Origin of the sequence: Micromonospora sp. DT31 (genome assembly GCF_049841795.1) — a bacterium.
In the GTDB taxonomy this organism is placed as follows: Bacteria; Actinomycetota; Actinomycetes; order Mycobacteriales; family Micromonosporaceae; genus Micromonospora.
In genome coordinates, this window is record NZ_JBNCKZ010000005.1 from 235,335 (window position 1) to 257,189 (window position 21,855).

A 21,855-nucleotide genomic window follows, 5' to 3' on the forward strand; every position below is an offset into this window, starting at 1 on the left:
CACTCAACTTGTGGTGCGGTCGCCTCCGGGCGGCCCCCCCCGGGCAGGCCATCTGACCTGCCCAACCCGTTACGAAGCGAGGAAGCGAACATGGCACGTGCGGTCGGCATCGACCTCGGCACGACGAACTCCTGCGTCAGCGTTCTCGAGGGCGGTGAGCCCACCGTCATCGCCAACGCCGAGGGCTCGCGTACGACTCCCTCGATCGTCGCTTTCGCCCGCAACGGCGAGGTGCTCGTCGGTGAGGTCGCCAAGCGCCAGGCGGTGACCAACCCCGACCGGACCATCCGCTCGGTGAAGCGGGAGGTCGGCACCAACTGGACCGTCGACATCGACGGCAAGAAGTACACCCCGCAGGAGATCTCGGCCCGCACGCTGATGAAGCTCAAGCGGGACGCCGAGGCGTACCTGGGCGAGCAGATCACCGACGCGGTGATCACCGTCCCGGCCTACTTCAACGACGGGCAGCGTCAGGCCACCAAGGAGGCCGGTGAGATCGCCGGCTTCAACGTGCTGCGGATCGTGAACGAGCCGACCGCGGCGGCCCTGGCGTACGGCCTGGACAAGGGCTCCAAGGAGCAGACCGTCCTGGTCTTCGACCTCGGCGGCGGCACCTTCGACGTGTCGCTGCTGGAGCTGGCCGAGGGCGTGGTGGAGGTCAAGTCCACCAGCGGTGACAACCAGCTCGGTGGCGACGACTGGGACCAGCGCATCATCGACCACCTGGTGAAGACGTTCCGCGGCGAGCACGGCATCGACCTGTCCCAGGACAAGATGGCCCTGCAGCGGCTCAAGGAAGCGGCCGAGAAGGCCAAGATCGAGCTGTCCGCCGCCACCACCAGCAACATCAACCTGCCGTACATCACCGCCGGGTCGGCCGGCCCGCTGCACCTCGACGTGACGCTCAGCCGCGCCGAGTTCCAGCGCATGACGCAGGACCTGCTGGACCGCTGCAAGGGTCCGTTCGAGCAGGCGGTCAAGGACGCCGGGATCAAGGTCGCGGACGTCGACCACGTCATCCTGGTCGGCGGCTCGACCCGGATGCCGGCCGTGACCGACCTGGTCAAGCAGCTCACCGGCCGCGACCCGAACAAGGGCGTCAACCCGGACGAGGTCGTGGCGGTCGGTGCCGCCCTCCAGGCCGGCGTGCTCAAGGGCGAGGTCAAGGACGTCCTGCTGCTCGACGTGACCCCGCTGAGCCTGGGCATCGAGACCAAGGGCGGCATCTTCACCAAGCTCATCGAGCGCAACACCACCATCCCGACCAAGCGCTCCGAGGTGTTCACCACGGCCGACGACAACCAGCCGTCGGTGCTGATCCAGGTGTTCCAGGGCGAGCGGGACATCGCGGCCTACAACAAGAAGCTCGGCACCTTCGAGCTGACCGGCCTCCCGCCGGCCCCGCGCGGCGTGCCGCAGATCGAGGTCACGTTCGACATCGACGCCAACGGCATCGTGAACGTGCACGCCAAGGACCTGGGCACCGGCAAGGAGCAGAAGATGACGATCACCGGCGGCTCCTCGCTGCCGAAGGACGACATCGAGCGGATGCGCCGGGACGCCGAGGAGCACGCCGACGAGGACAAGCGCCGCCGTGAGGAGGCCGAGACCCGCAACGTCGCCGAGGCCCTCCAGTGGCAGACCGAGAAGTTCCTCGCCGAGAGCGGTGACAAGCTCCCCGGCGAGAACCGCGACCAGCTCAACGAGGCGCTCGGCGAGCTGCGCAGCGCCCTCGGCGGGCAGGACATCGAAAAGATCAAGACTGCGCACGAGAAGCTGGCGCAGGTCTCCCAGCAGGCCGGCTCGCTGCTCTACGCCCAGCAACAGGAGGGCGAGCAGGGTGCGCCGGGTGCGGCCGGGCCGGGTGCCGGTCCGGCCGGTGGGCCGCAGGCCGGCGGCCCGCAGGCCGGTGGCGCCGACGACGTGGTCGACGCGGAGATCGTGGACGAGGACAAGAAGTGACGTTCGGTCCCGGACGCGATCCGCACGGCAGAGGGATGAGGTAACCGCATGACGGACAAGCCACGAGCGGCCGACCCGGATGCCACCGGGTCGGCCCCGGGCGCCGGCAAGGACGCCGGCGACGAACCCCGCGTCGTCATCCGCGACAAGCGCAAGCTCGGCAAGGTGACCGAGCAGCCGGCGGCCGACGCGGCGGCCGACGCGGCGGCCGACGCGCCCGCCGAAGGGCTGGTCGAGGAGGCCGAGGTCGTGGTCGACGAGATCGACGGCGAGGCCAAGGTCGCCGGACCGCCCGTGGTCGACGCGCCCGCCGAGCCGAAGGGGGCGGCCGACAAGACCGCCGCGCCGCTCGGCGCCGAGTTGGAGTCGCTCCGCACCGACCTGGGGGAGCGCACCCGCGACCTCCAGCGGGTCACGGCTGAGTACGCCAACTACCGCAAGCGGGTCGACCGGGACCGCAACCTGGTCCAGGAGCAGGCGACCGGCACGGTGCTCACCGCGCTGCTGCCGATCCTCGACGACCTGGACCGGGCCCGCGAGCACGGCGACCTGGTGGGGCCGTTCGGCAGTGTGGCCGACCAGCTCACCACCACGCTCGGCAAGTTCGGCCTGACCGCGTTCGGTGAGACCGGCGACCCGTTCGACCCGACCCGCCACGAGGCGGTGGCGCACCAGACCTCCGCCGACGTGACCGAGCCGACCTGTGTGCAGGTCATGCGCCGGGGCTACCAGCTCGGCGAGCGCCTGCTGCGGCCGGCAATGGTCGCGGTCGCGGACCCGGAGTAGTGCCGACCCGTGACGTCCCGCCCGCCCGCACCGGGCGGGCGGGACGACCGGGATTCGACCACCGGAAGGGGGTGGACCGGTGAGTTCCAAGGACTGGATCGAGAAGGACTACTACGCCGCGTTGGGCGTGGACAAGGCCGCCTCGGCGGAGGACATCAAGAAGGCGTACCGCAAGGTGGCCCGGGAGTCGCACCCGGACCACAACCCCGGTGACGCCGGCGCCGAGGAACGGTTCAAGGCCGTCTCCGAGGCGTACGCGGTGCTCGGCGACGACAAGAAGCGCCGCGAGTACGACGAGATGCGGTCGCTGTTCGGCTCGGGTGCCTTCCGGCGCAGCGCCCGTGGCGCGGGCCAGCCCGGCGGGGTGCCGTTCGACGTCTCCGACCTGTTCGGCGGCGGGGCGGGTGGCGGCGACAACCGGTTCAGCGGCGGCGGGTTCACCGACCTGTTCAGCTCGATCTTCTCCGGCGGGGGCGCCGGCGGCCCGGCGCGTCCGCGTGGACCGGCTCGCGGCCGGGACGTCGAGGCCGAGGTGTCGCTCGATTTCGAGGACGCGGTACGCGGTGTCACGCTGCCGCTGACGTTGCGCGCCCCCGGGGTCTGCGACACCTGCCACGGCACCGGCGCGAAGCCGGGCACCACGCCGGTGGCCTGCCCGGTCTGCCACGGCGCCGGGATGACGAACCGTAACCAGGGGTCGTTCAGCTTCTCCGAGCCGTGCCGCAACTGCCAGGGCGTCGGCACGATCGTCGAGGAGAAGTGCCCGGAGTGCCACGGCACCGGCGGGGTGACCAAGACCCGCACCCTGAACGTGCGTTTTCCCGCCGGGGTGGCCGACGGGCAGCGTATCCGGCTGGCCGGCCGGGGTGAGCCCGGCGAGCGGGGCGGTCCGGCGGGTGACCTGTTCGTGCACGTGAAGGTCCGCCCGGATCAGCTGTTCGGGCGCACCGGGGACGATCTGACCCTGACCGTCCCGATCACGTACGCCGAGGCGGTTCTCGGCACGGACCTGCGGGTGCCGACCCTGGACGGCACGGTGACCCTGCGGGTGCCACCGGGTACGCCCGGTGGGCGGGTGCTGCGCGCCCGCGGCAAGGGCGTCGTACGCAAGGACGGCCACGCCGGTGACCTGCTGGTCACGCTGGACGTGGTGGTCCCGGCGAAGGTGTCGGACGAGGCGCGGGCGGCGCTGGAGACCTTCGCGGCGCAGACTCCGCCCGCCGCGCGGGAACATCTCGACGCGCGGGTACGTCGGTTCGGTTGACGACGGCAGCGGAGGTGAGCGGGCATGTCGCAGGAGTACGTCGGCTCAGGTGACCCGGCCTACGAGGCCAAGGTCCTGATGATCTCGGTGGCCGCGCGGATGGCGGGAATGCACCCCCAGACGCTGCGCCAGTACGACCGGTTGGGCCTGGTGCAGGCCGGCCGGGCGTCCGGTGGCGGTCGCCGGTACAGCGTCCGGGACGTGGTGCTGCTCCGCGAGGTGCAGCGGCTCAGTCAGGACGACGGGATAAACCTGGCGGGGGTCAAGCGGATCATCGGGTTGGAACGGCTGCTGGAAGAGGCGCAGGAGCGGGTGGCCCGCCTGGAGGCGGAACTGGACGCCGCGTACCGGCGGGTCGCCGAACTGGAGTCGTTGGGCGGCTTTCCCCGGGGCGATCTCGTGCCCACCAGCCGCACCTCCACCGCGCTCGTCGTCTGGCGTCCCCGCCGCCCTCCCGAGCGCTGAGCACGTGTCCGAAGGACGGTGCCGCCCCGAGGCGGTGTCGGGGCCTGATCGGTCGAGGGCCCCGTGCGGTCGGGGAAAGCCGACCCGGGCCGAGTGGGCTGGACTAGGGTAACCGGTAGGGCGAAAGCCTCAAATCGGACGCCGAGCTGGCAGGGGGAGCCATGGCGGAACCGGCGAAGAGGGTGGCGCAGCGCGCCGAGGAACGGCTGGAGAAGGTGGCCGAGACCGTCCGCGAACGGTTCGACCGGGTCACCGACGGTCGCTTCAGCGACAAGGTCAGGGACGGGCGTTTCGCCGACCAGACGGACCACGGCGTGGACCGGGCCCGGGACGACGAGCGACGCCGGAAGCAGGGCGGGTCGACCTGATCGAGCCGCCCACGAACGGGCCGGGACCCACGGGGGGTCCCGGCCCGTTCGACGTCCGGACCACCCGCCGGGCTGGTCAGAGGCGGCGGTCCTCGCGGACCAGACCGCCCTCGCACCAGTCCCGGTAGACGAAGAGGTCGGGCCGGGCGAGCAGTACGCGGCTGTTGTGCGCCCAGTTGCGCATCAGGTCGTCGCCGGACTTCTCGGCCTGTTCGACCAGTTTGCGGAACCGGCGCTTGGGGTGGGCGCGGAAGCTCGTCCGGATGCCGTCGGCGGCGTAGATGTAGAGGCAGTGCAGCGCGAACCGGCGGGCCGGGCAGCCCTGGTCCATGGCCAGTTCGAACAGCGTCTGGACCAGGCGGTCACCGGCGACCAGCAGGTCCCAGTCGGGCGGCATCGACGACAGCGGCACCGAATCCGGCTGGTAGGCCCAGGCCCGCAGTTCGGCGGGCGAGGGGTCGACCGGGTTGGTGAAGCCGTGAAACGTCTTTTCCCGCACGCTCACCGGCCGACCTTCCGCTTGCGCTGGCGGGGGGCACCGGCCACCCGCGGACCCTGGCTGCTGGGCCGAAACGTTAACGCGCCCGGGCGGCCGGGGGTAGGCCTTCCCGGATTCAATTTGACAACCCTTTGCCGGGCCGGGCCTGCCGTGCGGCAGATCCGGCCCGGCCCGGGCTCAGTCGCCGGCCGTCGCGGTCAGCGGTGCGGCCGGCCTGGCGGCGGCTGCCTGGCGGCGTAGCCACTGCTTGAACCAGCGGGTGTCGGGCAGCCGGGCCAGCAGCGGCCCGCTCACCACCGTGATCAATACGTACGCGGTGGCGAGCGCCGCCAGCTTCGGGTTCACCGGGTACGCGGCCGCGACGGCGAGCCCGGCGATGACGATCGAGAACTCGCCGCGCGGGGTGAGCGCCAGGCCGGCCCGCCAGCGACCGGGTTCGGCGATCCCGGCCCGGCGGGCGGCCAGGTAGCCGGTGGCCACCTTCGTCGCCATGGTGACCACGGCCAGCAGGAACGCGGGCAGCAGCACCGGCGGCATGTCCAGCGGGTTGGTGACCAGCCCGAAGAACACGAAGAAGACCGCGGCGAACAGGTCCCGCAGGGGTGAGAGCAGTTCGGTGGCGTGGTGCGCCACCGGCCCGGACAACGCGATGCCCACGAGGAACGCGCCGACCGCGGCGGACACCTGGAGCTTGGCCGCGATGCCGGCGACCAGCAGGGTCAGGCCGAGCACCCCGAGCAGCAGCGCCTCCGGGTCCTTGGCGGAGAGCGCGGCGGAGATCAGGTGGCCGTACCGGATCGCCACGGCCAGCACGGCGACCACGGTGAGCACCGCGACGGCGAGTGCGATGCCGCCCTTGACCAGACCGACCCCGGCGAGCAGCGCGGTGACCAGCGGTAGGTAGAGGGCCATCGCCAGGTCCTCGATGACCAGGACGGAGAGGATGACCGGGGTCTCCCGGTTACCGACCCGGCCGAGGTCGCCGAGCACCTTGGCGATCACGCCCGAGGACGACACCCAGGTGACGCCGCCGAGCACCACGGCGGCGACCCAGCCCCACCCGAGCAGCAGCGCGAAGGCGAATCCGGGCAGCGCGTTGAACACCGCGTCGATCAGGCCGGCCGGCGCCGCCGAGCGGAGGTTGCCCACCAGTTCGTTGGCGCTGTATTCCAGGCCGAGCATGACCAGCAGGAGGATCACGCCGATCTCGGCGCCGACGGCGAAGAACTCCTCGCTGGCGTTGAGCGGCAGCAGGCCACCGTGCCCGAAGGCGAGGCCGGCCAACAGGTAGAGAGGGATGGGCGAGACCCCGACGCGACGGCTGAGCCGGCCGAGCAGGCCGAGCAGGAGCAGCAGCGCACCGACCTCGATGAGCAGGATTGTGGTTTCGTGCATACGCGTCAGCGGTCCGAGTCGGTCTCGGCGAGGATCGCGGTCACACCGTCGAGCCCCTGCCGGGTGCCGACCACGACGACCACGTCACCGGCCTGGAACCGGAAGGTGGGGTCGGGCGAGACGTTCACCTCGCCCTGACGCAGCACGGCCACAATGGACGCGCTGGTTCGGGTGCGTGCCTTGGTGTCACCCAGCCGCTTGTTGACGTAGCGGGAGCCGGCCGGGATCGCGACCTGCTCGGTGAGCAGGCCGGCGGCCTGTTCCCGCAGCCCGGAGAGCTGACCCAGCATCAGCGACGCGCCGAGGATGTCGGCCAGCGCCTCCGCCTCGTCGTCGGTGAGCGGTATGTCGTGTTGGCACGAATCGGGATCATCCGGGTCGTAGAGGACCAGGTCGCGGCGGCCATTGCGGTGGGAAACCACACCGAGTCGGCGGCCGGACTCCGTCATCAGGTCATGACGTACGCCGATTCCCGGCAGGGCGGTTTGCTCGACACGTACTCGCACGTCGGTGAGGCTACCGCTGCCGCGCACGCGCTGTGTCCGGGGTCGAGCGGGAGTGACCGCGACCAGCAGCCGGGGGGGCGTATTGGTGACTCAGGTCACACAGAGGGAGTTGAGCGGAATAGGCTCAACTCTGGTTGTGTCATGTCCAGTGGACACGCCGATCCGGGGGAGCCCATGAACACGGAACGTCTCACCACCAAGAGTCGCGAGAGCATCACCGGTGCCGTCGCGCTGGCGAACCAGCGTGGCCACGCCACCGTGGAGCCCTGGCACCTGCTGCTGTCGCTGCTGGACACCGACGGTTCGACCGCCGCGGGCCTGCTGCGCGCCGTCGGGGCCGACCCGGCCGAGCTGCGCCGCGTCGCCATGCGCTCGGTCGACGCGCTGCCCGCCGCACGCGGGTCCAGCATCGCCGAGCCGACGTTGGCCCGCGAGTTCGTCAACGCCATCGGCGCCGCCGAGCAGATCGCGCGCCCGCTGGGCGACGAGTACACCTCCACCGAGCACCTGCTCGCCGGGCTGGCCCGAGTCGGCGGCGCGGTCTCGGTCGCGCTGAAGAACTCCGGTGCCACCGAGGAGAACCTGGTCGCGGCGTTCCCCACCGTCCGGGGCGGGGACCGGCGGGTCACCACCGCCGACCCGGAGCAGACCTACCAGGCGCTGGCCAAGTACGGCGTCGACCTCACCGCGAGCGCCCGCGACGGCAAGATCGACCCGGTGATCGGCCGGGACTCGGAGATCCGCCGGGTGATCCAGGTGCTGTCCCGCCGCACCAAGAACAACCCGGTGCTGATCGGCGAGCCGGGCGTCGGCAAGACCGCAATCGTGGAGGGCCTGGCCCAGCGGATCGTGGCCGGCGACGTGCCCGAGTCGCTGCGCGACAAGAAGCTGGTCTCGCTCGACCTCGGTGCGATGGTGGCCGGCGCGTCCTACCGGGGCCAGTTCGAGGAGCGCCTCAAGTCCGTGCTGGAGGAGATCAAAAACTCCGACGGGCAGGTCATCACGTTCCTCGACGAGCTGCACACCGTGGTCGGCGCCGGCAAGGGAGAGGGCTCGATGGACGCCGGCAACATGCTCAAGCCGATGCTGGCGCGTGGCGAACTGCGGATGGTCGGCGCGACCACGCTCGACGAGTACCGCGAGCACATCGAGAAGGACCCGGCGCTGGAGCGCCGCTTCCAGCCGGTGCTGGTCGGCGAGCCGACCATCGAGGACACCATCGGCATCCTGCGTGGGCTCAAGGAACGCTACGAGGTGCACCACGGCGTACGGATCACCGACGCCGCGCTCGTCGCCGCCGCCACGCTCTCCGACCGCTACATCGCCGACCGGTTCCTGCCGGACAAGGCGATCGACCTGGTCGACGAGTCCGCGTCCCGGCTGCGCATGGAGATCGACTCGCGGCCGGTCGAGGTGGACGAGATCGAGCGGGCGGTGCGCCGGCTGGAGATCGAGGAGATGGCGCTTGCCAAGGAGCCGGACGCCGCGTCCGCCGAGCGCCTGGAACGGCTGCGCAAGGAACTGGCCGACAAGCGCGAGCAGCTCACCGTGCTCTCCGAGCGGTGGCAGACCGAGAAGAGCCACATCACCAAGCTCTCCACCGCCAAGGAGGAGCTGGAACGGCTCGGCGGCGAGGCCGAGCGGGCCGAGCGCGACGGTGAGCTGGAACGCGCCGCCGAGCTGCGGTACGGCCGGATTCCCGCCCTGCGCACCGAGCTGAAGCAGGCCACGGAGGAGCTGGCCCGGCTCCAGGCCGACGGCGCGATGCTCAAGGAGGAGGTCGGCGCGGACGACATCGCCGCCGTGGTCGCCGCCTGGACCGGCATCCCCGCCGGGCGGCTGCTGGAGGGCGAGACGGCCAAGCTGCTGAGGATGGAGGAGTCGCTGCGCGCCCGCGTGGTCGGCCAGGCCGAGGCGGTCGGCGCGGTCTCCGACGCGGTCCGCCGCGCCCGGGCCGGCGTCGCCGACCCGGACCGCCCGACCGGCAGCTTCCTCTTCCTCGGCCCGACAGGTGTCGGCAAGACCGAGCTGGCCAAGGCGCTCGCCGAGTTCCTCTTCGACGACGAGCGGGCCATGGTCCGCATCGACATGAGCGAGTACGGCGAGAAGCACTCGGTGGCCCGGCTGGTCGGCGCCCCGCCCGGCTACGTCGGCTACGAGGAGGGCGGCCAGCTCACCGAGGCGGTGCGTCGCCGGCCGTACTCGGTGATCCTGCTCGACGAGGTGGAGAAGGCCCATCCAGACGTCTTCGACGTGCTGCTCCAGGTGCTCGACGACGGTCGGCTCACCGACGGTCAGGGCCGGACCGTGGACTTCCGCAACGCGATCCTGATCCTCACCTCGAACCTGGGCTCGTCGGTGATCAGCGACCTGACGCTGAGCGAGGAGGAACGCCGCGAGGGTGTGCTCGCGGTGGTCCGGTCGCACTTCAAGCCGGAGTTCCTCAACCGCCTCGACGACATCGTGGTGTTCGCCGCGCTCCAGGGCGAGGACCTGCGCTCGATCGTCGACATCCAGCTCACCCGGATGCGCCGCCGCCTCGCCGACCGCCGGCTGGGCCTGGAGATCACCGAGGCCGCCCGGACGTGGCTGGCCGAGCACGGGTACGACCCGATCTACGGTGCCCGCCCGCTGCGCCGGCTGGTCCAGTCGGCGATCGGCGACCAGCTCGCCAGGGCGCTGCTGGCCGGCGACATCCGCGACGGCGACACCGTCCGTGTCGACCTGTCCGACACCAAGGACTCGCTGGCGGTGACCGCAGGCTGACCCGTACCCACCCCGCGAGGGTCCGGCCGTCCGGCCGGGCCCTCGCCGTGCGCGGTGAGGGTGGCGTGAGGGGCGGGGTGCGTGGGCAAATAGGAGGCATGGGCGTGACGTGGGAGCGGGAACTCGACTCGGCCGTGCGGGAACTCGACGGGTCCGACACGGTCGCGTTCGGCGGGGTGGGGTTCGCCGGTCAGGTCCTGCCGGTGACGGAGGCGTACCGGCGGCTGGAAGACGGCCTGCGGGAACACCCGGAGGCGGCCCGGAAACGGGTCGACCGGCTGCTGCGCAAGGGCTCGCCGGCCGCCCGGGCCTATGCGGCCACCCTGCTGACGGCGGTCGATCCGGCCGCCGGGCGGGACGCCTGGCTGCGGCTGCGCGACGACCGGGGCGAGTTCACCGTGTTCTCCGGCTGCGTGATGGGCCGCACGACGCTGGGTGAGTACGCCGCCGATCGACTGACCGATGCCGGCGGTAACTGACCACACACTCAGCGACAGCACCTCGATGGGGGTGCGCGTTGTTGCTACCGTCTCCGCCGAGCACCTTAGGGGGAGGCGTCGTGAACGGTTCGATGGCGTACGTGGTGACCACGCTGGGATGCCTGATCGGGGTGGCCGGCGTGGTGGTCGCTGTGATCGCACTCCGCAGGTCCCGCGCGCCGAAGTCGACCCCGAAGCCGGCGTCGTCTGTCGACCCGTTCCGGGACCGGGACTCGGACGCGCTGCGCGGGGATCCGCGCGCGCTCAAGCCCGGTGACATCGTCGAGATTCGCGCGGTGACGTACACCGTGCGCGGTTCGGTGCAGCTGGTCGAGGGAGGCTGGAGCTGGTCGGAGCACCTGCTCGACGACGCCGGCGGGGTGAAGCGCTGGCTGTCGGTCGAGGCCGACCCGGATCTGGAGATGGTGTTCTGGACCAGCGAGCCCGGCGCCACCGTCACTCCGGGCGCACCGACGCTGGAGATGGCCGGCCGCCGCTACAACTGGGACGAGTCGGGGCAGGCCCGGTACACCGCGACCGAGGGCACCGGCCTCGACCCGCGCGGCACGATGCGCTACTACGACTACCAGGCACCCGGCGGGGCCCGACTGTCGTTCGAGGCGTACGGGGAGTCGGGCTGGGAGGTCAACCTCGGCGAGGAACTGCGCCGCGCCGAGGTCATGATCTACCCGCAGGGCGGCCCGGAAACGGTGCGCTGACGTGCTCGTCTGCCTGGACGCGCCCTACGTCGACACCAGCGCCGCCGACCTGAGCCTGGCCCTCGGCGGCCCGGAGCTGCCGGCGCTGGCCGTACGCGACCTCGACCTGCCCGGCCTGCCCCGGCTGCGGCTGCGCCTGCTCGGCGCCTCCCACCAGGTGGTGCTCGGCGGGCTCACCGAGACCGTCGCCTGCCTGCCCGGCCGCCCGCCGCACCTGCCGGACGCCCTGCACGACGAGACGACCGGTTACCGGTTCCTCGCCACAGTGCTCCGGCCGGACGGCGACGGCCTGCGTGCCCGGGTCGCGGCGCTGCGCGCCGAACTGGCCGACGACCCGTACGCGCTGATCGGGGTCTTTCCCGGCGACGAGGACGCGGTCACCGCGCTCTCCATCCGGCCCCGCCCGCCGGACGGCGCGCTCGCCTGGCGCACCTGGCACGTCTACCCCCAGACAAACGAGCTGGTCCTGACCGAGACCGTGGTGGAGGAGCTGTGACATACCGACGGTGGTTCAAGGTGGGCGTGGCGGTCGCCGTCGTCGGCGCGCTCCTCGCCGCCTTCGCGATCTTCTACGGCAACTTCTCGCCCCGGGGCTACGTGGAGGACACGTTCCGCCGCGCCCCCACGCGCGACATCGGGTCGCAGGCGATCGCGTACACCTCGAACAAGGCGCCGAGTCAGGTATCCAAGCAAATCACCGACGCGTGGAAGCCGGCCGACCAGTACGTCGACGGCAGCGGCATCTACCTGCGCTACAACGACGACTCGGTGGTGATCCTCCCGGTCGCGGTGGGATCGGTGATCCTGCTGGAGAAGATGACCACCGCCTACCCCCGCTACCACACAGTCGTGGGCAACAGCTGGGGCTGGGGCCGAGGCAGCAGCGTCCGGGGCGGCGGCCCCGGCTCCGGTAAGTAGCCCCCACCTCCCTCATTCTGGAGTCTTCTGTGCAGAACCTCGTCAACGACCTGCTGGTCACTCTCGCGTACGGCGCGGTCGGCGTCGTTCTGATGGCCTTCGGCTATGTCCTGGTCGATGTGGCCACGCCGGGCAAGCTGCACGAGTTGATCTGGGCGCAGCGCAACCGCAATGCGGCGTTGTTGCTTTCGTCGAACCTGGTCGGGGTGGGGACCATCGTGGTGGCCGCGATCGTGGCCAGTGACAACGACTTCAGGTTGGGGCTGATCGGGGCGGCGGCGTACGGCGTCCTCGGTTTGGTGATCATGGCGGCGGCGTTCATGCTGCTCGACGTGGCCACCCCGGGCAAGCTTGGTGAGCTGCTTGTCGATCCGGAGCCGCATCCGGCGGTGTGGGTGTCGGCCACCGTGCACGTCGCCACCGGCGCGATCATCGCGGCCGCGATCCTCTGATGAGTGGCACTGTCGCCGAGCACTCGACGCCGCCGCGCACGAGCAAGCTCGCGGAGGTGGTGAGCTGGACCGCGGTCGTGGGGTGCCTGGTCGGCCCCTGCGTCATCGGCTGCGTCATCGGCACGTTGGACCGGGATTCGGACACCTCCGTACCCGCCCCGGCGGTCGACGAGCGTTCCGGCGCCGTGCCGATCCTCCGGGCCGCCGCCGACAGCCAGGGCATCTGCTACGGCTGGGAACTGCTCAACCGGTCCGACCAGGTGAGTGTCGGCTCCAACGTCGGTGACGGGACGCCCGTGGCCGACGCGTCCGGCTGCACGCGCTGGATCCAGGTCTCCGCGGAGATCAGGTACACCGGGTCCAGCAGCCAGGTGGAGGACTCCGTCATCGTCCGGGTCGGGGGCTCGGACGACATCGAGGCCGTCGACCTGACCGCGATCGAGACAGGGCTGGGCCGCTTCGGGCTGGACGCGGGCGCGTTCCTCGGCGACCCGGGCTGGGCCGTTACCCGGGCCGCCACGATCCTGCCGCTGCTCGCCGCCGAGCGGGGGCTCGCCGAGCCGGCCGTGGCGCCCACCGCCGGGCCGTCGACCGCTGCCGCACCGTTGTCGGACGCAGGCAACGACTTCTGGCGGGACCGGTGGCGCTACGTCCTCGGCTCGGCCGGTTTGTTCCTGCTCGCCGCACTGTTCGTCACCGTGGGCGTGCGCCAGCGCCGCTCTGCCGTCGCGCGCCCCGGTTCCGGTAAGTAGCCCCTCGTTCGATTCCCTCATTCTGGAGTCTTCTGTGCAGAACCTCGTCAACGACCTGCTGGTCACTCTCGCGTACGGCGCGGTCGGCGTCGTTCTGATGGCCTTCGGCTATGTCCTGGTCGATGTGGCCACGCCGGGCAAGCTGCACGAGTTGATCTGGGCGCAGCGCAACCGCAATGCGGCGTTGTTGCTTTCGTCGAACCTGGTCGGGGTGGGGACCATCGTGGTGGCCGCGATCGTGGCCAGTGACAACGACTTCAGGTTGGGGCTGATCGGGGCGGCGGCGTACGGCGTCCTCGGTTTGGTGATCATGGCGGCGGCGTTCATGCTGCTCGACGTGGCCACCCCGGGCAAGCTTGGTGAGCTGCTTGTCGATCCGGAGCCGCATCCGGCGGTGTGGGTGTCGGCCACCGTGCACGTCGCCACCGGCGCGATCATCGCGGCCGCGATCATCTGATGGACGGCACTGCCGCCACGTCACCGGCGGGGAAGGGCGGGGAGAAGCGCAAGCAGGCGGTGGTCTGGACCGTGGCGGTGAGCGTGATGGTCATCTGCGCCATCGGCGAGATCAGCGGCGGTGGCGATTCGGACACCTCCGTCCCCGGTCCGGCGGCCCAGGAGCGCTCCGGCACCGTGCCGCTCCTGAAGGCCGCCGCCGACAGCCAGGGCATCTGCTACGGCTGGGAACTGCTCGACGTGTACGACGACGTGAGCGTCGGCTCCAACCTCGGCGACGGCGTGCGCGCCGCCGAGGCGCCCGGCTGCGCGCGTTGGATCGAGGTCTCCGCCAACATCAAGTACACCTCGGCCACCAGCGACTTCAAGGACTCCGCCACGATCCGGGTCAAGGGCTCCGACGACATCGGGTACGCCGACCTCTCCGCGATCGAATCCGGCCTGGCCCACTTCGGGCTGGACGAGGACGCGTTCGTCGACGACCCGGGGTGGGCCGTCACCCGGGCCGCCACGATCCTGCCGCTGCTCGCCGTGGAACGGGGACTGGCCGGTGCGGCCGCACCCCCCACCCCCGGCCCGTCCACCCCGGCCGCCGCGCTGCCGGACGCCGGCAACGACCTCCTGCGGGACCGGTGGGTCCTGCTGCTGGTCGCCGCCGGGCTGCTCCTGTTCGCCGCGCTGTTCATCGCCGTGGGGGTGCGCCGGCGCCGCGCCGCGACACCTGCGGGCCCCGCCTGGCCGAAGCACGGCACGGCCCTGATCCCGGAGAACACGATGCGCCTTGAGATCGCCCCCGCACGGCGTACCCGGAGCAGGCCGTGACCGCCGAGGCGGCCGCACGGCCGCGGTGGCGCCTGGCCCGCGCGGCGGTCCTGCTCGCCGTCTTCGTCTGCGCGGCCTGCGGCCTGGTGTACGAGCTGGCGCTGGTCGCGCTCGGCAGCTACCTGATCGGCGACACGGTCGGCCAGGCGTCGATCGTGCTCGGCGTGATGGTGTTCGCGATGGGCGTGGGCGCGTTGGTCGCGAAGCCGTTGCAGTCCCGGGCGGTGGTCTCGTTCGCGGTGATCGAGCTGACCCTGGCGCTGCTCGGCGGCCTGTCCGTGCTCGGCCTCTACGCCGCGTTCGCCTGGCTCGACCTGTACGGCCCGGCGCTCGTCGGCACCGCGTTCGTGCTCGGTCTGCTGATCGGCGCGGAGATCCCCCTGCTCATGGTGATGCTGCAACGCATCCGGGAGCAGTCCGCGGGCAGCGCGGTGGCCGACCTGTTCGCCGCCGACTACGTGGGCGCGCTGCTCGGCGGGCTGGCCTTCCCGTTCCTGCTGATCCCGGTCTTCGGCCAGCTCAAGGGCGCGCTCGTGGTCGGCGCGGTGAACGCGGTGGCGGGGGTCGTGCTGGTCTTCACGGTGTTCCGCGCCGACCTGAGCCGCCGGGCGCGGGTCGGGCTGGGCGCCGCCACCGTCGCGGTCGGCCTGCTGCTCGGGTACGCGTGGGTGACCGCGCACGACTTCGAGGTGACCACGCGCCAGCAGCTCTACCGCGATCCGGTGGTGCACGCCGAGCGCAGTCGCTACCAGGAGATCGTGCTGACCCGCTCGGTGCGGGAGGCCGGCCGCTCCACCACCGACCTGCGGCTGTTCCTCAACGGCGATCTCCAGTTCAGCTCGATCGACGAGTACCGCTACCACGAGGCGCTTGTGCACCCGGCGATGCGCGGGCCGCACGGCGACGTGCTGGTGCTCGGCGCCGGAGACGGGCTGGCCGCGCGGGAGATCCTCAAGTACCCGGACGTGCGGTCGGTGACGCTCGTCGACCTCGACCCGGCGGTGGTTGAACTGGCGCGCCGGGAGCCGCAGCTGCGCGAGCTGAACCGTGGGTCGCTCACCGACCCCCGGGTGCGGGTGCTCAACCTGGACGCGTTCGCCTGGCTGCGTACCGCCACGGACCGCTTCGACGTGGTGGTCGCCGACCTGCCCGACCCGGACGAGACGGCCACCGCCAAGCTCTACACGATCGAGTTCTATTCGCTGATCCGACCGGTGCTGGCCCCCGGCGGGCGGCTGGTCGTGCAGTCCGGGTCGCCCTACTTCGCGCCCCGGTCGTTCTGGTCGATCGAGCGGTCGATCCGCGACGCCGGCTTCGCCACCGTGCCGTACCACGTCGACGTGCCGAGCTTCGGCGACTGGGGATTCGTGCTCGCGGCGCCGGGTGATGTCGCGCCGGAGTTGGCGCTGCCGGACGGCCCGCCGCCGCTGCGCTTCCTCACCCCGGAGGTGCTGGCCGCCGCCGCCACGTTCCCCGCCGACCGGGCCCGCCTGGACGTGCCGGCCAACACGTTGTTGCGGCCCAGGGTGCTGGACTACGCCCGCGAGGAGTGGCGCGGCTACTAGTTTCATGACATGCCCCCCGAACCGCTGCGCCACCGGCCGGTGTTCGGCTGGCTGGTCCACCGATTACCACCCCGGGCGATCGAGGCGGCGTCCTACCTCCAGGCTTTCGTGCTCTCCGGCGTGGTCACCGTGCTGGCCGTGCGGGCCTACCTCGAGGCCACCGACTATCCGCAGCTCGGCGGCGGCGGTCTGCACATCGCACATGTGCTCTGGGGCGGTCTGCTGCTCGCCGTCGGCCTGGGCATCCCGCTCGTCTTCCTCGGCGGCGGCGCCCGGACCGGCGGGGCGGTCGTCGGCGGCATCGGGTTCGGTCTGTTCATCGACGAGGTGGGCAAGTTCGTCACCGCCCGCACCGACTACTTCTACGCTCCCGCCGCCGCCATCATCTACGTCGTGTTCGCGCTGCTGGTCCTGCTCACCCAGGCGGTACGCGAGCGCACCGGCCGGTCTCGGCTGACGCCGGCCGAGCGCACCGCCAACGCACTGGACGCGGTGCTCAGCGGCCTGCCCGGCGGGCTGACCGAACGGCGCCGGTTCGCCGTGCTGCGTCTCGTGCAGGGCACCGGCCCGACCACCGAGGCGGCGATGACACAGCTGCTGGACGCCGTACCCCACCGGGAGCCACCGCCGGTGCGGTTCTGGCAGCGGGCGGCGGACCGGGCCCGGCGGGTCGCCGCCTGGGCGGTCGGACGCCGCTGGCTGGTCTGGCTGGTGGTGGTCTACCTGGTGGTGACGCCGGTGCTGACCGTGGTGGCGGTGCTGGTGGACGGCGTCACCGGGAAGCTGGACCAGGAGCGGGAGTGGGGTGCGGTGCTCGGCGTCAGCGCCTCCGCGCTGGTCACCGCCGTGCTCGGCCTGTGGGCCGCCTGGCTGCTGCGGCGGAACCGGGTCGAGGCGTTCCGCCTGTTCAAGCTGGCGCTGCTGGTCGACCTGCTGTTCGGGCAGGTCTTCAACTTCACGGTCAACCAGTTCGGCGCGGTCTCCGCGGTCGCGCTCGACCTCATGCTGCTCGGCGTGGTCACCGCCGAGCACCGTCGGTTGCGCCACGCCACCGACAGGTGAGGCTCTACAGCGTGCTGAGCTGGTGGTAGATCGCTACGGTGGGCTTCTGATCAAGGAAGGGAGAATCATGGCCGATGCACCTGGCACTCCGCACCGCGCCCGTCCTGGCGTGGTGACGATATCCAGCTGGCTGCTCATTTTCGTCGCCGCCCTCCAGGTGGTGAACCTGATCGTGGCGCTGGCCGTGGTCGGCACGATCCGCGACGTCATGACCGACGCGTACGAGGGCACCTCGGTCGAGGGCGTCGCTGACGTCACCTATGCGATCACCATCGGCACGGCCATCCTGTCGCTGCTTCTCGCGGCCGGCCTCGTCGTGCTCGCCGTGCTGAACAACCGGGGCAAGAACGCCTCCCGGATCACCACCTGGGTGCTCGGCGGCATCATGCTCTGCTGCACCGGCGGTGGGCTGCTCAACGGTCTGGCCGGCGGGATGACCGGTGGTGACGCAGGCGGCGACGTGCCCAGCTCGCAGGAGATCCAGCGCCGGCTGGAGGACGCGTTGCCGTCCTGGTACACGCCGGTGAACCTGCTGCTGGGCCTGGTGGCGCTGCTCGCCCTGCTGGCCGCGCTGATCCTGCTGGCGCTGCCGAAGGCGAACGAGTTCTTCCGCAAGCCGCAGGCGGCCTGGGAACCGCCGGTTCCGGGTGGCGCCTATCCGGCGTACCCGTCGGCCGGTGGGCAGTCGACCGACCCGGCGTACCCGTCGGCCGGTGGGCAGTCGACGGACCCGGCGTACCCGTCGGCTCCCGGCACTCCGCCGCCCACCCCGGGCGGCCAGTCCACGCCGGGCGGGCAGCCGCCGGCCACGCCGGGCGAGCGGCAGGATCCGGAGCCGCCACCCGGAAGATGACGTCGGGATAGGAGCGACGCGGACGGTCCCTCCGAGTAGGTTGCAAGCCGACGCCTACCGGAGGGACCCGTCGTGTCGTACCCCGATCAGGCCGCACCCCGCCGGCCGGGCGCGGTCCTCGCCGCGGTGGCGGTGCTGTTGCTGATGGCGGTCGGCGCCGTGGCGTACGCGGTGGCCAACCTGCTCGTCACCGGCGGCACGGTCGACCGGTTCCGCGCCGCGGCGCGGGCCACCGACGCGGGCGACGGTGACATCGACCGGGTGGCCCGGCTGCTGCCCGGCTCCGCCGTGCTGGCCGCCGTGCTCGGCGTGCTGGCCGCGCTGGTGCTGGTCGGGCTCGCGCTGGGCCTGCGTGCCGGCCGTCCCGGTGCCCGTACGGCCACCTGGGTGGTCGCCGGGACGGGACTGTTCTGCGGCTGCTGCGGTCTGGCGGTGCTGGTCGGGCAGCGGGCCGCGCCACTGCGGCTGGACGCCGACGACCGGGTCACCGCCGACCTGCTCGGGCTGCTCGGCGACGCGTATCCGACGTGGTGGATCCCGGTGAACGCGACGCTGTCGGTGGCGCAGATCCTCGGCTATCTGACGGTCGCCGCGCTGCTCACGCTGCCGTCGGCACATGCGTTCCTCCGCGGCCCCGGCGGCCCGGCCCGGCCGTCCGGCTACGGCGCGACCGTGGCTGGCACCCCCGCCGCCGGCCCCACGCCCTGGGGGCCGCCCCCGGGGCTGCGATCGCCGTCCGCGCCACCGCCGTCCGCGCCACCCCCGTCCGGGTTCCCCCCAGCCCTCGAGGACCGACCATGACCGGTGCCGCCCACCCCTCCCCGCGCCGGGCGTTGGTCACCGGCGCCAGCCTCGGCATCGGCGAGGCGTTCACCCGCCGGCTCGCCGCCGACGGCTGGGATCTCGTCCTGGTGGCCCGGGACGCCGCCCGGCTCGACGGTCTGGCCGCCGAGCTGACCGGCCGGCACGGCATCGAGGTGGAGACGATCCCGGCGGACCTGTCCACCGACGAGGGTTGCGTGGCGGTGGAGCGTCGGCTTTCCGCCATACCACCTGTGGAGCTTTTGGTGAACAACGCGGGGTTCAGCCTGAGCACCCCGTTCGTGCGGTCCTCGGTGGAGGACGAGGCGCGGCTGATCCGGCTCAACGTGCTGTCTGTGCTGCGTCTGACCCATGCCGCGCTCGGTCCGATGTCCGAACGAGGCCACGGGGCAGTGATAAATGTCTCTTCCGTTGCGGGCTTCGGTGTCCCCATGCCGGGATCGACGTACTCCGCCAGCAAGGCCTGGGTGACGAATTTCAGTGAGTCGATCGGTCAGTCGGTCGCTCCTCTGGGTGTACGCGTGATGGCGCTCTGTCCCGGCTACACCCGCACCGGCACGCACGAGCGAGCCGGCATCGACATGTCGCGGCTGCCCGCCTGGGCCTGGCTGCGAGCCGATGATGTTGTCGCCGAAGGGCTGCGTGACCTGCGGAAAGGCAAGCTGGTGAGCGTTCCGGACTGGAAGTACAAGGTGGCCGCGGCCGGGCTGCGGCACGCACCCAGGCGGCTGCTGCGCGGCTTCCGGCGGGACACCCGCGGGGCGGCCGACCGCGCGGACGGTTGACCGGCCGGCACCGGGCGGGGCGCGACGTACCCGGCTCGCGGTCGCACAGCGTAGCCACCCCCCGCCACCCATCGAGGGTCCACGGGGTTGACCAGGGCAGACCCGGAGGACGGCGCCCAGACTCGCGAAGTACGCTCTATCGCCATGGAGGCCCACGACGACCTGCGTAAATTCATCACCGACCTGGCTGTCGTCCACGGCCGGGTGGTCCTCTCGTCGGGCCGTGAAGCGGACTGGTACGTGGATCTGCGTCGGGTCACGCTCCATCACGCGGCGGCCCCGTTGATCGGCCGGGTCATGCTCGACCTCACCGCCGACTGGGCGTACGACGCGGTGGGTGGGCTGACCCTCGGTGCCGACCCGGTCGCCGTCGCGATGCTGCACGCGTCGGCCGGGACCGACCGCCCGGTGGACGCGTTCGTGGTCCGCAAGGCGGGCAAGGCACACGGCCTCCAACGCCGTATCGAAGGGCCGGACGTGGCCGGCCGGCGTGTTCTGGCGGTCGAGGACACCTCCACAACCGGTGGAAGTGTGCTCACCGCGGTCGAAGCATTACGTGAGGCCGGGGCCGAGGTGGTCGGTGTTGCGGTTATTGTTGATCGAGGTGCCGGCGACACGGTGCGAGCCGCCGGACTGCCCTATCGGGCGGCCTATACGTTGGCTGACCTCGGCCTTGTGGCGTAAAAGTTTGCCGATTCGGATCTGCTGATATGCAGGCGGATCGATGCTGCTGGTGGAAGGATGGAATACGTGGGAACTGCGTTGGCTGAAATGACCATGCCTCAGATCTCGCCGCTTGCCGGCGAGCCGATCGAACGTGCCGACGCCGAGCGGCTTGCGGGGGTCCTCAAGGCCCTCGCGGACCCCGCCCGGCTGCGGCTGCTCAGCCTGATCCAGTCGGCTCCCGAGGGGGAGGCGTGCGTGTGTGACCTCACCGCGCCGCTCGGCCTCTCGCAGCCGACGGTCAGCCACCACCTGCGAATCCTCACCGAGGCCGGCTTGCTGGAGCGGGAGAAGCGCGGGGTCTGGGCGTACTACCGGCTGGTGCCGTCCGCGATCGCGACGATCGCGGATCTGCTCACCCCGCCGCGCAAGCGGGCCACGAAGAAGGCTCGCTGAACAGTCCGGGTCGGCCCCACCGCGGGGCCGTCCCGGCCGGGTGCGGGTGACCGGTGGCGTGACAGGGGTGGCGCCACCAGCGCACGATGACGGCTGTCCGTTGTCGTGTCACCCGAACGCGTTGACTCATGTCGAAGGCCGGCTCTCTGCCCGAGGGCTGGCCTTCGTCGTCCGTGCCCACCTCAACTGCGGTGCTGACCGCCGTGGCCGTGCTCATGGCCCGGACCGTGCTCCTCAATGGCGTCGCGGGCGGCCTCCACAGTGCCGGCCACGGTCGCCGCGGTGATCACCGCGACCGCCTCGCCGCGCCTGCGCGCCCTCCGGTCCCGCAGGAACTCGAAGAAGATCGGCAGCACCGAGATCAGGATGATGAGCGCCACCACCGGCAGGATGTAACGGTCGATCTTGTCGCCGATGGCGTCGTAGATCTGGCGGGCCAACAGGTAGCCGATGAGCAGGATGCCGTCCACCCAGAGGATCGCACCGACCACGTTCCACACGAAGAACTGGCGCGCCGGCATGCCGAGCACCCCGGCCACCGGGTTGAGGAACGTCCGCACGATCGGGATGAAACGGGCCAGCACCACGGCCTTCGCCGGGCCGAACCTCTGGAAGTAGTACTCCGCCTTCTCCACGTACTCCCGCTTGAACAGCCGCGAGTTGGGCTTGTCGAACATGCGGCGGCCGTAGCGGGCGCCGAGCCAGTGCCCGAGCTGGGCGCCGGCGATGGCGCAGAGCGGCCCGCCGATCATCAGCCCGGCCAGGGACAGGCGGGTGCCGTCGCCGAAGATCGCGTCGGCCACCGGGGAGGCCGCCACCCCGGCCAGGAACAGCAGCGAGTCGCCCGGGAAGAAGAACCCGACGAGCAGCCCGGTCTCGGCGAAGAGAATCACCCAGACGCCGATCACGCCGAAGGTGTGGATGAGGTCCTTCGGGTCGAGCGGATTCAGCGCCACGCTCTCGGAGAACATCCGGGTCTTCTCTGCTGTGTCCACGGCCACACAGGGTACTCCGGCCCGGCCCGGCATTTGGGCCGGACC

At 71.5% G+C, this 21,855-nt stretch carries 25 protein-coding genes; 21 read left to right on the forward strand and 4 right to left on the reverse strand.

Going from position 1 to position 21,855, the window contains the following annotated elements; all coding sequences use genetic code 11:
• The first annotated feature begins 90 nt into the window (after positions 1 to 90).
• The 5 genes from dnaK (at position 91) to ACLQ2X_RS11445 (ending at position 4,845) form a co-directional block, all read left to right on the forward strand.
• Complete coding sequence (gene dnaK, locus ACLQ2X_RS11425; RefSeq protein ID WP_425680954.1) at positions 91 to 1,962, forward strand: molecular chaperone DnaK; 1,872 nt, start codon at positions 91 to 93, stop codon at positions 1,960 to 1,962.
• A gap of 48 nt (positions 1,963 to 2,010) precedes the next feature.
• Positions 2,011 to 2,748, forward strand: a complete 738-nt coding sequence (gene grpE / locus ACLQ2X_RS11430; RefSeq protein ID WP_425680955.1) for a nucleotide exchange factor GrpE — start codon at positions 2,011 to 2,013, stop codon at positions 2,746 to 2,748.
• A 79-nt stretch (positions 2,749 to 2,827) separates the two neighbouring features.
• Positions 2,828 to 4,012 carry a molecular chaperone DnaJ gene (dnaJ, locus tag ACLQ2X_RS11435; protein WP_425680956.1) on the forward strand — a complete coding sequence of 395 codons (1,185 nt, stop codon included), beginning with the start codon at positions 2,828 to 2,830 and terminating at the stop codon, positions 4,010 to 4,012.
• Positions 4,013 to 4,036: 24 nt separating this feature from the next.
• On the forward strand, positions 4,037 to 4,477 hold the full coding sequence (locus ACLQ2X_RS11440; RefSeq protein ID WP_425680957.1) for a heat shock protein transcriptional repressor HspR: 441 nt from the start codon (positions 4,037 to 4,039) through the stop codon (positions 4,475 to 4,477).
• Positions 4,478 to 4,638: 161 nt separating this feature from the next.
• On the forward strand, positions 4,639 to 4,845 hold the full coding sequence (locus tag ACLQ2X_RS11445) for a hypothetical protein (protein ID WP_425680958.1): 207 nt from the start codon (positions 4,639 to 4,641) through the stop codon (positions 4,843 to 4,845).
• Between the two features lie 76 nt (positions 4,846 to 4,921).
• Here ACLQ2X_RS11445 and ACLQ2X_RS11450 read toward each other — a convergent pair whose 3' ends face one another.
• From ACLQ2X_RS11450 to ACLQ2X_RS11460, 3 genes are all read right to left on the reverse strand, one after another.
• Positions 4,922 to 5,350: a hypothetical protein gene (locus ACLQ2X_RS11450; protein ID WP_425680959.1), complete on the reverse strand. Its 429-nt coding sequence runs from the start codon at positions 5,348 to 5,350 to the stop codon at positions 4,922 to 4,924.
• Positions 5,351 to 5,521: 171 nt separating this feature from the next.
• Positions 5,522 to 6,739 (reverse strand): cation:proton antiporter, encoded by a 1,218-nt coding sequence (locus tag ACLQ2X_RS11455; RefSeq protein WP_425680960.1) that lies wholly within the window; start codon positions 6,737 to 6,739, stop codon positions 5,522 to 5,524.
• Positions 6,740 to 6,744: 5 nt separating this feature from the next.
• Positions 6,745 to 7,245, reverse strand: coding sequence for a cation:proton antiporter regulatory subunit (locus tag ACLQ2X_RS11460; RefSeq protein WP_425680961.1), 501 nt, complete (start codon positions 7,243 to 7,245; stop codon positions 6,745 to 6,747).
• 174 nt (positions 7,246 to 7,419) lie between these two features.
• On the opposite strand from ACLQ2X_RS11460, the gene clpB reads away from it, so the two are divergent.
• From clpB to ACLQ2X_RS11540, 16 genes are all read left to right on the forward strand, one after another.
• Positions 7,420 to 10,011, forward strand: a complete 2,592-nt coding sequence (clpB, locus tag ACLQ2X_RS11465) for an ATP-dependent chaperone ClpB (protein ID WP_425680962.1) — start codon at positions 7,420 to 7,422, stop codon at positions 10,009 to 10,011.
• Positions 10,012 to 10,109: 98 nt separating this feature from the next.
• Positions 10,110 to 10,490, forward strand: coding sequence for a hypothetical protein (locus ACLQ2X_RS11470; RefSeq protein ID WP_425680963.1), 381 nt, complete (start codon positions 10,110 to 10,112; stop codon positions 10,488 to 10,490).
• Positions 10,491 to 10,570: 80 nt separating this feature from the next.
• Positions 10,571 to 11,209 (forward strand): DUF4178 domain-containing protein, encoded by a 639-nt coding sequence (locus tag ACLQ2X_RS11475; RefSeq protein WP_425680964.1) that lies wholly within the window; start codon positions 10,571 to 10,573, stop codon positions 11,207 to 11,209.
• Between the two features lies 1 nt (position 11,210).
• The gene (locus ACLQ2X_RS11480) at positions 11,211 to 11,705 is read left to right on the forward strand and encodes a DUF2617 family protein (protein ID WP_425680965.1); all 495 of its coding nucleotides are present in this window, start codon (positions 11,211 to 11,213) and stop codon (positions 11,703 to 11,705) included.
• Entirely contained in the window at positions 11,702 to 12,127 is a 426-nt protein-coding gene (locus tag ACLQ2X_RS11485) for a DUF4247 domain-containing protein (protein ID WP_425680966.1), read from the forward strand. Before ACLQ2X_RS11480 ends, ACLQ2X_RS11485 begins: the two co-directional genes overlap by 4 nt.
• 29 nt (positions 12,128 to 12,156) lie before the next feature.
• Entirely contained in the window at positions 12,157 to 12,579 is a 423-nt protein-coding gene (locus ACLQ2X_RS11490; protein ID WP_425680967.1) for a DUF350 domain-containing protein, read from the forward strand.
• Positions 12,579 to 13,331 (forward strand): hypothetical protein, encoded by a 753-nt coding sequence (locus ACLQ2X_RS11495; RefSeq protein ID WP_425680968.1) that lies wholly within the window; start codon positions 12,579 to 12,581, stop codon positions 13,329 to 13,331. The genes ACLQ2X_RS11490 and ACLQ2X_RS11495 overlap by 1 nt, the downstream gene beginning before the upstream one ends.
• 34 nt (positions 13,332 to 13,365) lie before the next feature.
• Positions 13,366 to 13,788: a DUF350 domain-containing protein gene (locus tag ACLQ2X_RS11500; RefSeq protein ID WP_425680969.1), complete on the forward strand. Its 423-nt coding sequence runs from the start codon at positions 13,366 to 13,368 to the stop codon at positions 13,786 to 13,788.
• Positions 13,788 to 14,609, forward strand: a complete 822-nt coding sequence (locus ACLQ2X_RS11505; protein ID WP_425680970.1) for a hypothetical protein — start codon at positions 13,788 to 13,790, stop codon at positions 14,607 to 14,609. The genes ACLQ2X_RS11500 and ACLQ2X_RS11505 overlap by 1 nt, the downstream gene beginning before the upstream one ends.
• A complete protein-coding gene (locus ACLQ2X_RS11510) occupies positions 14,606 to 16,174 on the forward strand; it encodes a polyamine aminopropyltransferase (protein WP_425680971.1) in 1,569 nt (522 codons plus the stop codon). Before ACLQ2X_RS11505 ends, ACLQ2X_RS11510 begins: the two co-directional genes overlap by 4 nt.
• Before the next feature lie 9 nt (positions 16,175 to 16,183).
• Positions 16,184 to 17,236 (forward strand): hypothetical protein, encoded by a 1,053-nt coding sequence (locus tag ACLQ2X_RS11515; RefSeq protein ID WP_425680972.1) that lies wholly within the window; start codon positions 16,184 to 16,186, stop codon positions 17,234 to 17,236.
• Between the two features lie 112 nt (positions 17,237 to 17,348).
• A complete protein-coding gene (locus ACLQ2X_RS11520; protein ID WP_425680973.1) occupies positions 17,349 to 18,089 on the forward strand; it encodes a hypothetical protein in 741 nt (246 codons plus the stop codon).
• Between the two features lie 72 nt (positions 18,090 to 18,161).
• Positions 18,162 to 18,890 carry a hypothetical protein gene (locus ACLQ2X_RS11525; RefSeq protein WP_425680974.1) on the forward strand — a complete coding sequence of 243 codons (729 nt, stop codon included), beginning with the start codon at positions 18,162 to 18,164 and terminating at the stop codon, positions 18,888 to 18,890.
• Complete coding sequence (locus ACLQ2X_RS11530) at positions 18,887 to 19,696, forward strand: SDR family NAD(P)-dependent oxidoreductase (RefSeq protein ID WP_425680975.1); 810 nt, start codon at positions 18,887 to 18,889, stop codon at positions 19,694 to 19,696. Before ACLQ2X_RS11525 ends, ACLQ2X_RS11530 begins: the two co-directional genes overlap by 4 nt.
• 144 nt (positions 19,697 to 19,840) lie before the next feature.
• Complete coding sequence (gene pyrE, locus ACLQ2X_RS11535; RefSeq protein WP_425680976.1) at positions 19,841 to 20,380, forward strand: orotate phosphoribosyltransferase; 540 nt, start codon at positions 19,841 to 19,843, stop codon at positions 20,378 to 20,380.
• 57 nt (positions 20,381 to 20,437) lie between these two features.
• A complete protein-coding gene (locus tag ACLQ2X_RS11540) occupies positions 20,438 to 20,815 on the forward strand; it encodes an ArsR/SmtB family transcription factor (protein ID WP_007454255.1) in 378 nt (125 codons plus the stop codon).
• A gap of 182 nt (positions 20,816 to 20,997) precedes the next feature.
• Here the strand turns inward: ACLQ2X_RS11540 and ACLQ2X_RS11545 are convergent, their stop codons facing one another.
• A complete protein-coding gene (locus ACLQ2X_RS11545; protein WP_425680977.1) occupies positions 20,998 to 21,843 on the reverse strand; it encodes a DedA family protein in 846 nt (281 codons plus the stop codon).
• Positions 21,844 to 21,855 lie beyond the last annotated feature (12 nt).

Coding starts and splice junctions, on each gene's coding strand:
- dnaK (WP_425680954.1), top strand. CDS start 91: ATGGCACGTGCGGTCGGCATCGACCTCGGCACGACGAACTCCTGCGTC.
- grpE (WP_425680955.1), top strand. CDS start 2,011: ATGACGGACAAGCCACGAGCGGCCGACCCGGATGCCACCGGGTCGGCC.
- ACLQ2X_RS11440 (WP_425680957.1), top strand. CDS start 4,037: ATGTCGCAGGAGTACGTCGGCTCAGGTGACCCGGCCTACGAGGCCAAG.
- ACLQ2X_RS11445 (WP_425680958.1), top strand. CDS start 4,639: ATGGCGGAACCGGCGAAGAGGGTGGCGCAGCGCGCCGAGGAACGGCTG.
- ACLQ2X_RS11455 (WP_425680960.1), bottom strand. CDS start 6,739: ATGCACGAAACCACAATCCTGCTCATCGAGGTCGGTGCGCTGCTGCTC.
- clpB (WP_425680962.1), top strand. CDS start 7,420: ATGAACACGGAACGTCTCACCACCAAGAGTCGCGAGAGCATCACCGGT.
- ACLQ2X_RS11470 (WP_425680963.1), top strand. CDS start 10,110: ATGGGCGTGACGTGGGAGCGGGAACTCGACTCGGCCGTGCGGGAACTC.
- ACLQ2X_RS11495 (WP_425680968.1), top strand. CDS start 12,579: ATGAGTGGCACTGTCGCCGAGCACTCGACGCCGCCGCGCACGAGCAAG.
- ACLQ2X_RS11505 (WP_425680970.1), top strand. CDS start 13,788: ATGGACGGCACTGCCGCCACGTCACCGGCGGGGAAGGGCGGGGAGAAG.
- ACLQ2X_RS11515 (WP_425680972.1), top strand. CDS start 16,184: ATGCCCCCCGAACCGCTGCGCCACCGGCCGGTGTTCGGCTGGCTGGTC.
- ACLQ2X_RS11530 (WP_425680975.1), top strand. CDS start 18,887: ATGACCGGTGCCGCCCACCCCTCCCCGCGCCGGGCGTTGGTCACCGGC.
- pyrE (WP_425680976.1), top strand. CDS start 19,841: ATGGAGGCCCACGACGACCTGCGTAAATTCATCACCGACCTGGCTGTC.
- ACLQ2X_RS11540 (WP_007454255.1), top strand. CDS start 20,438: ATGGAATACGTGGGAACTGCGTTGGCTGAAATGACCATGCCTCAGATC.
- ACLQ2X_RS11545 (WP_425680977.1), bottom strand. CDS start 21,843: ATGCCGGGCCGGGCCGGAGTACCCTGTGTGGCCGTGGACACAGCAGAG.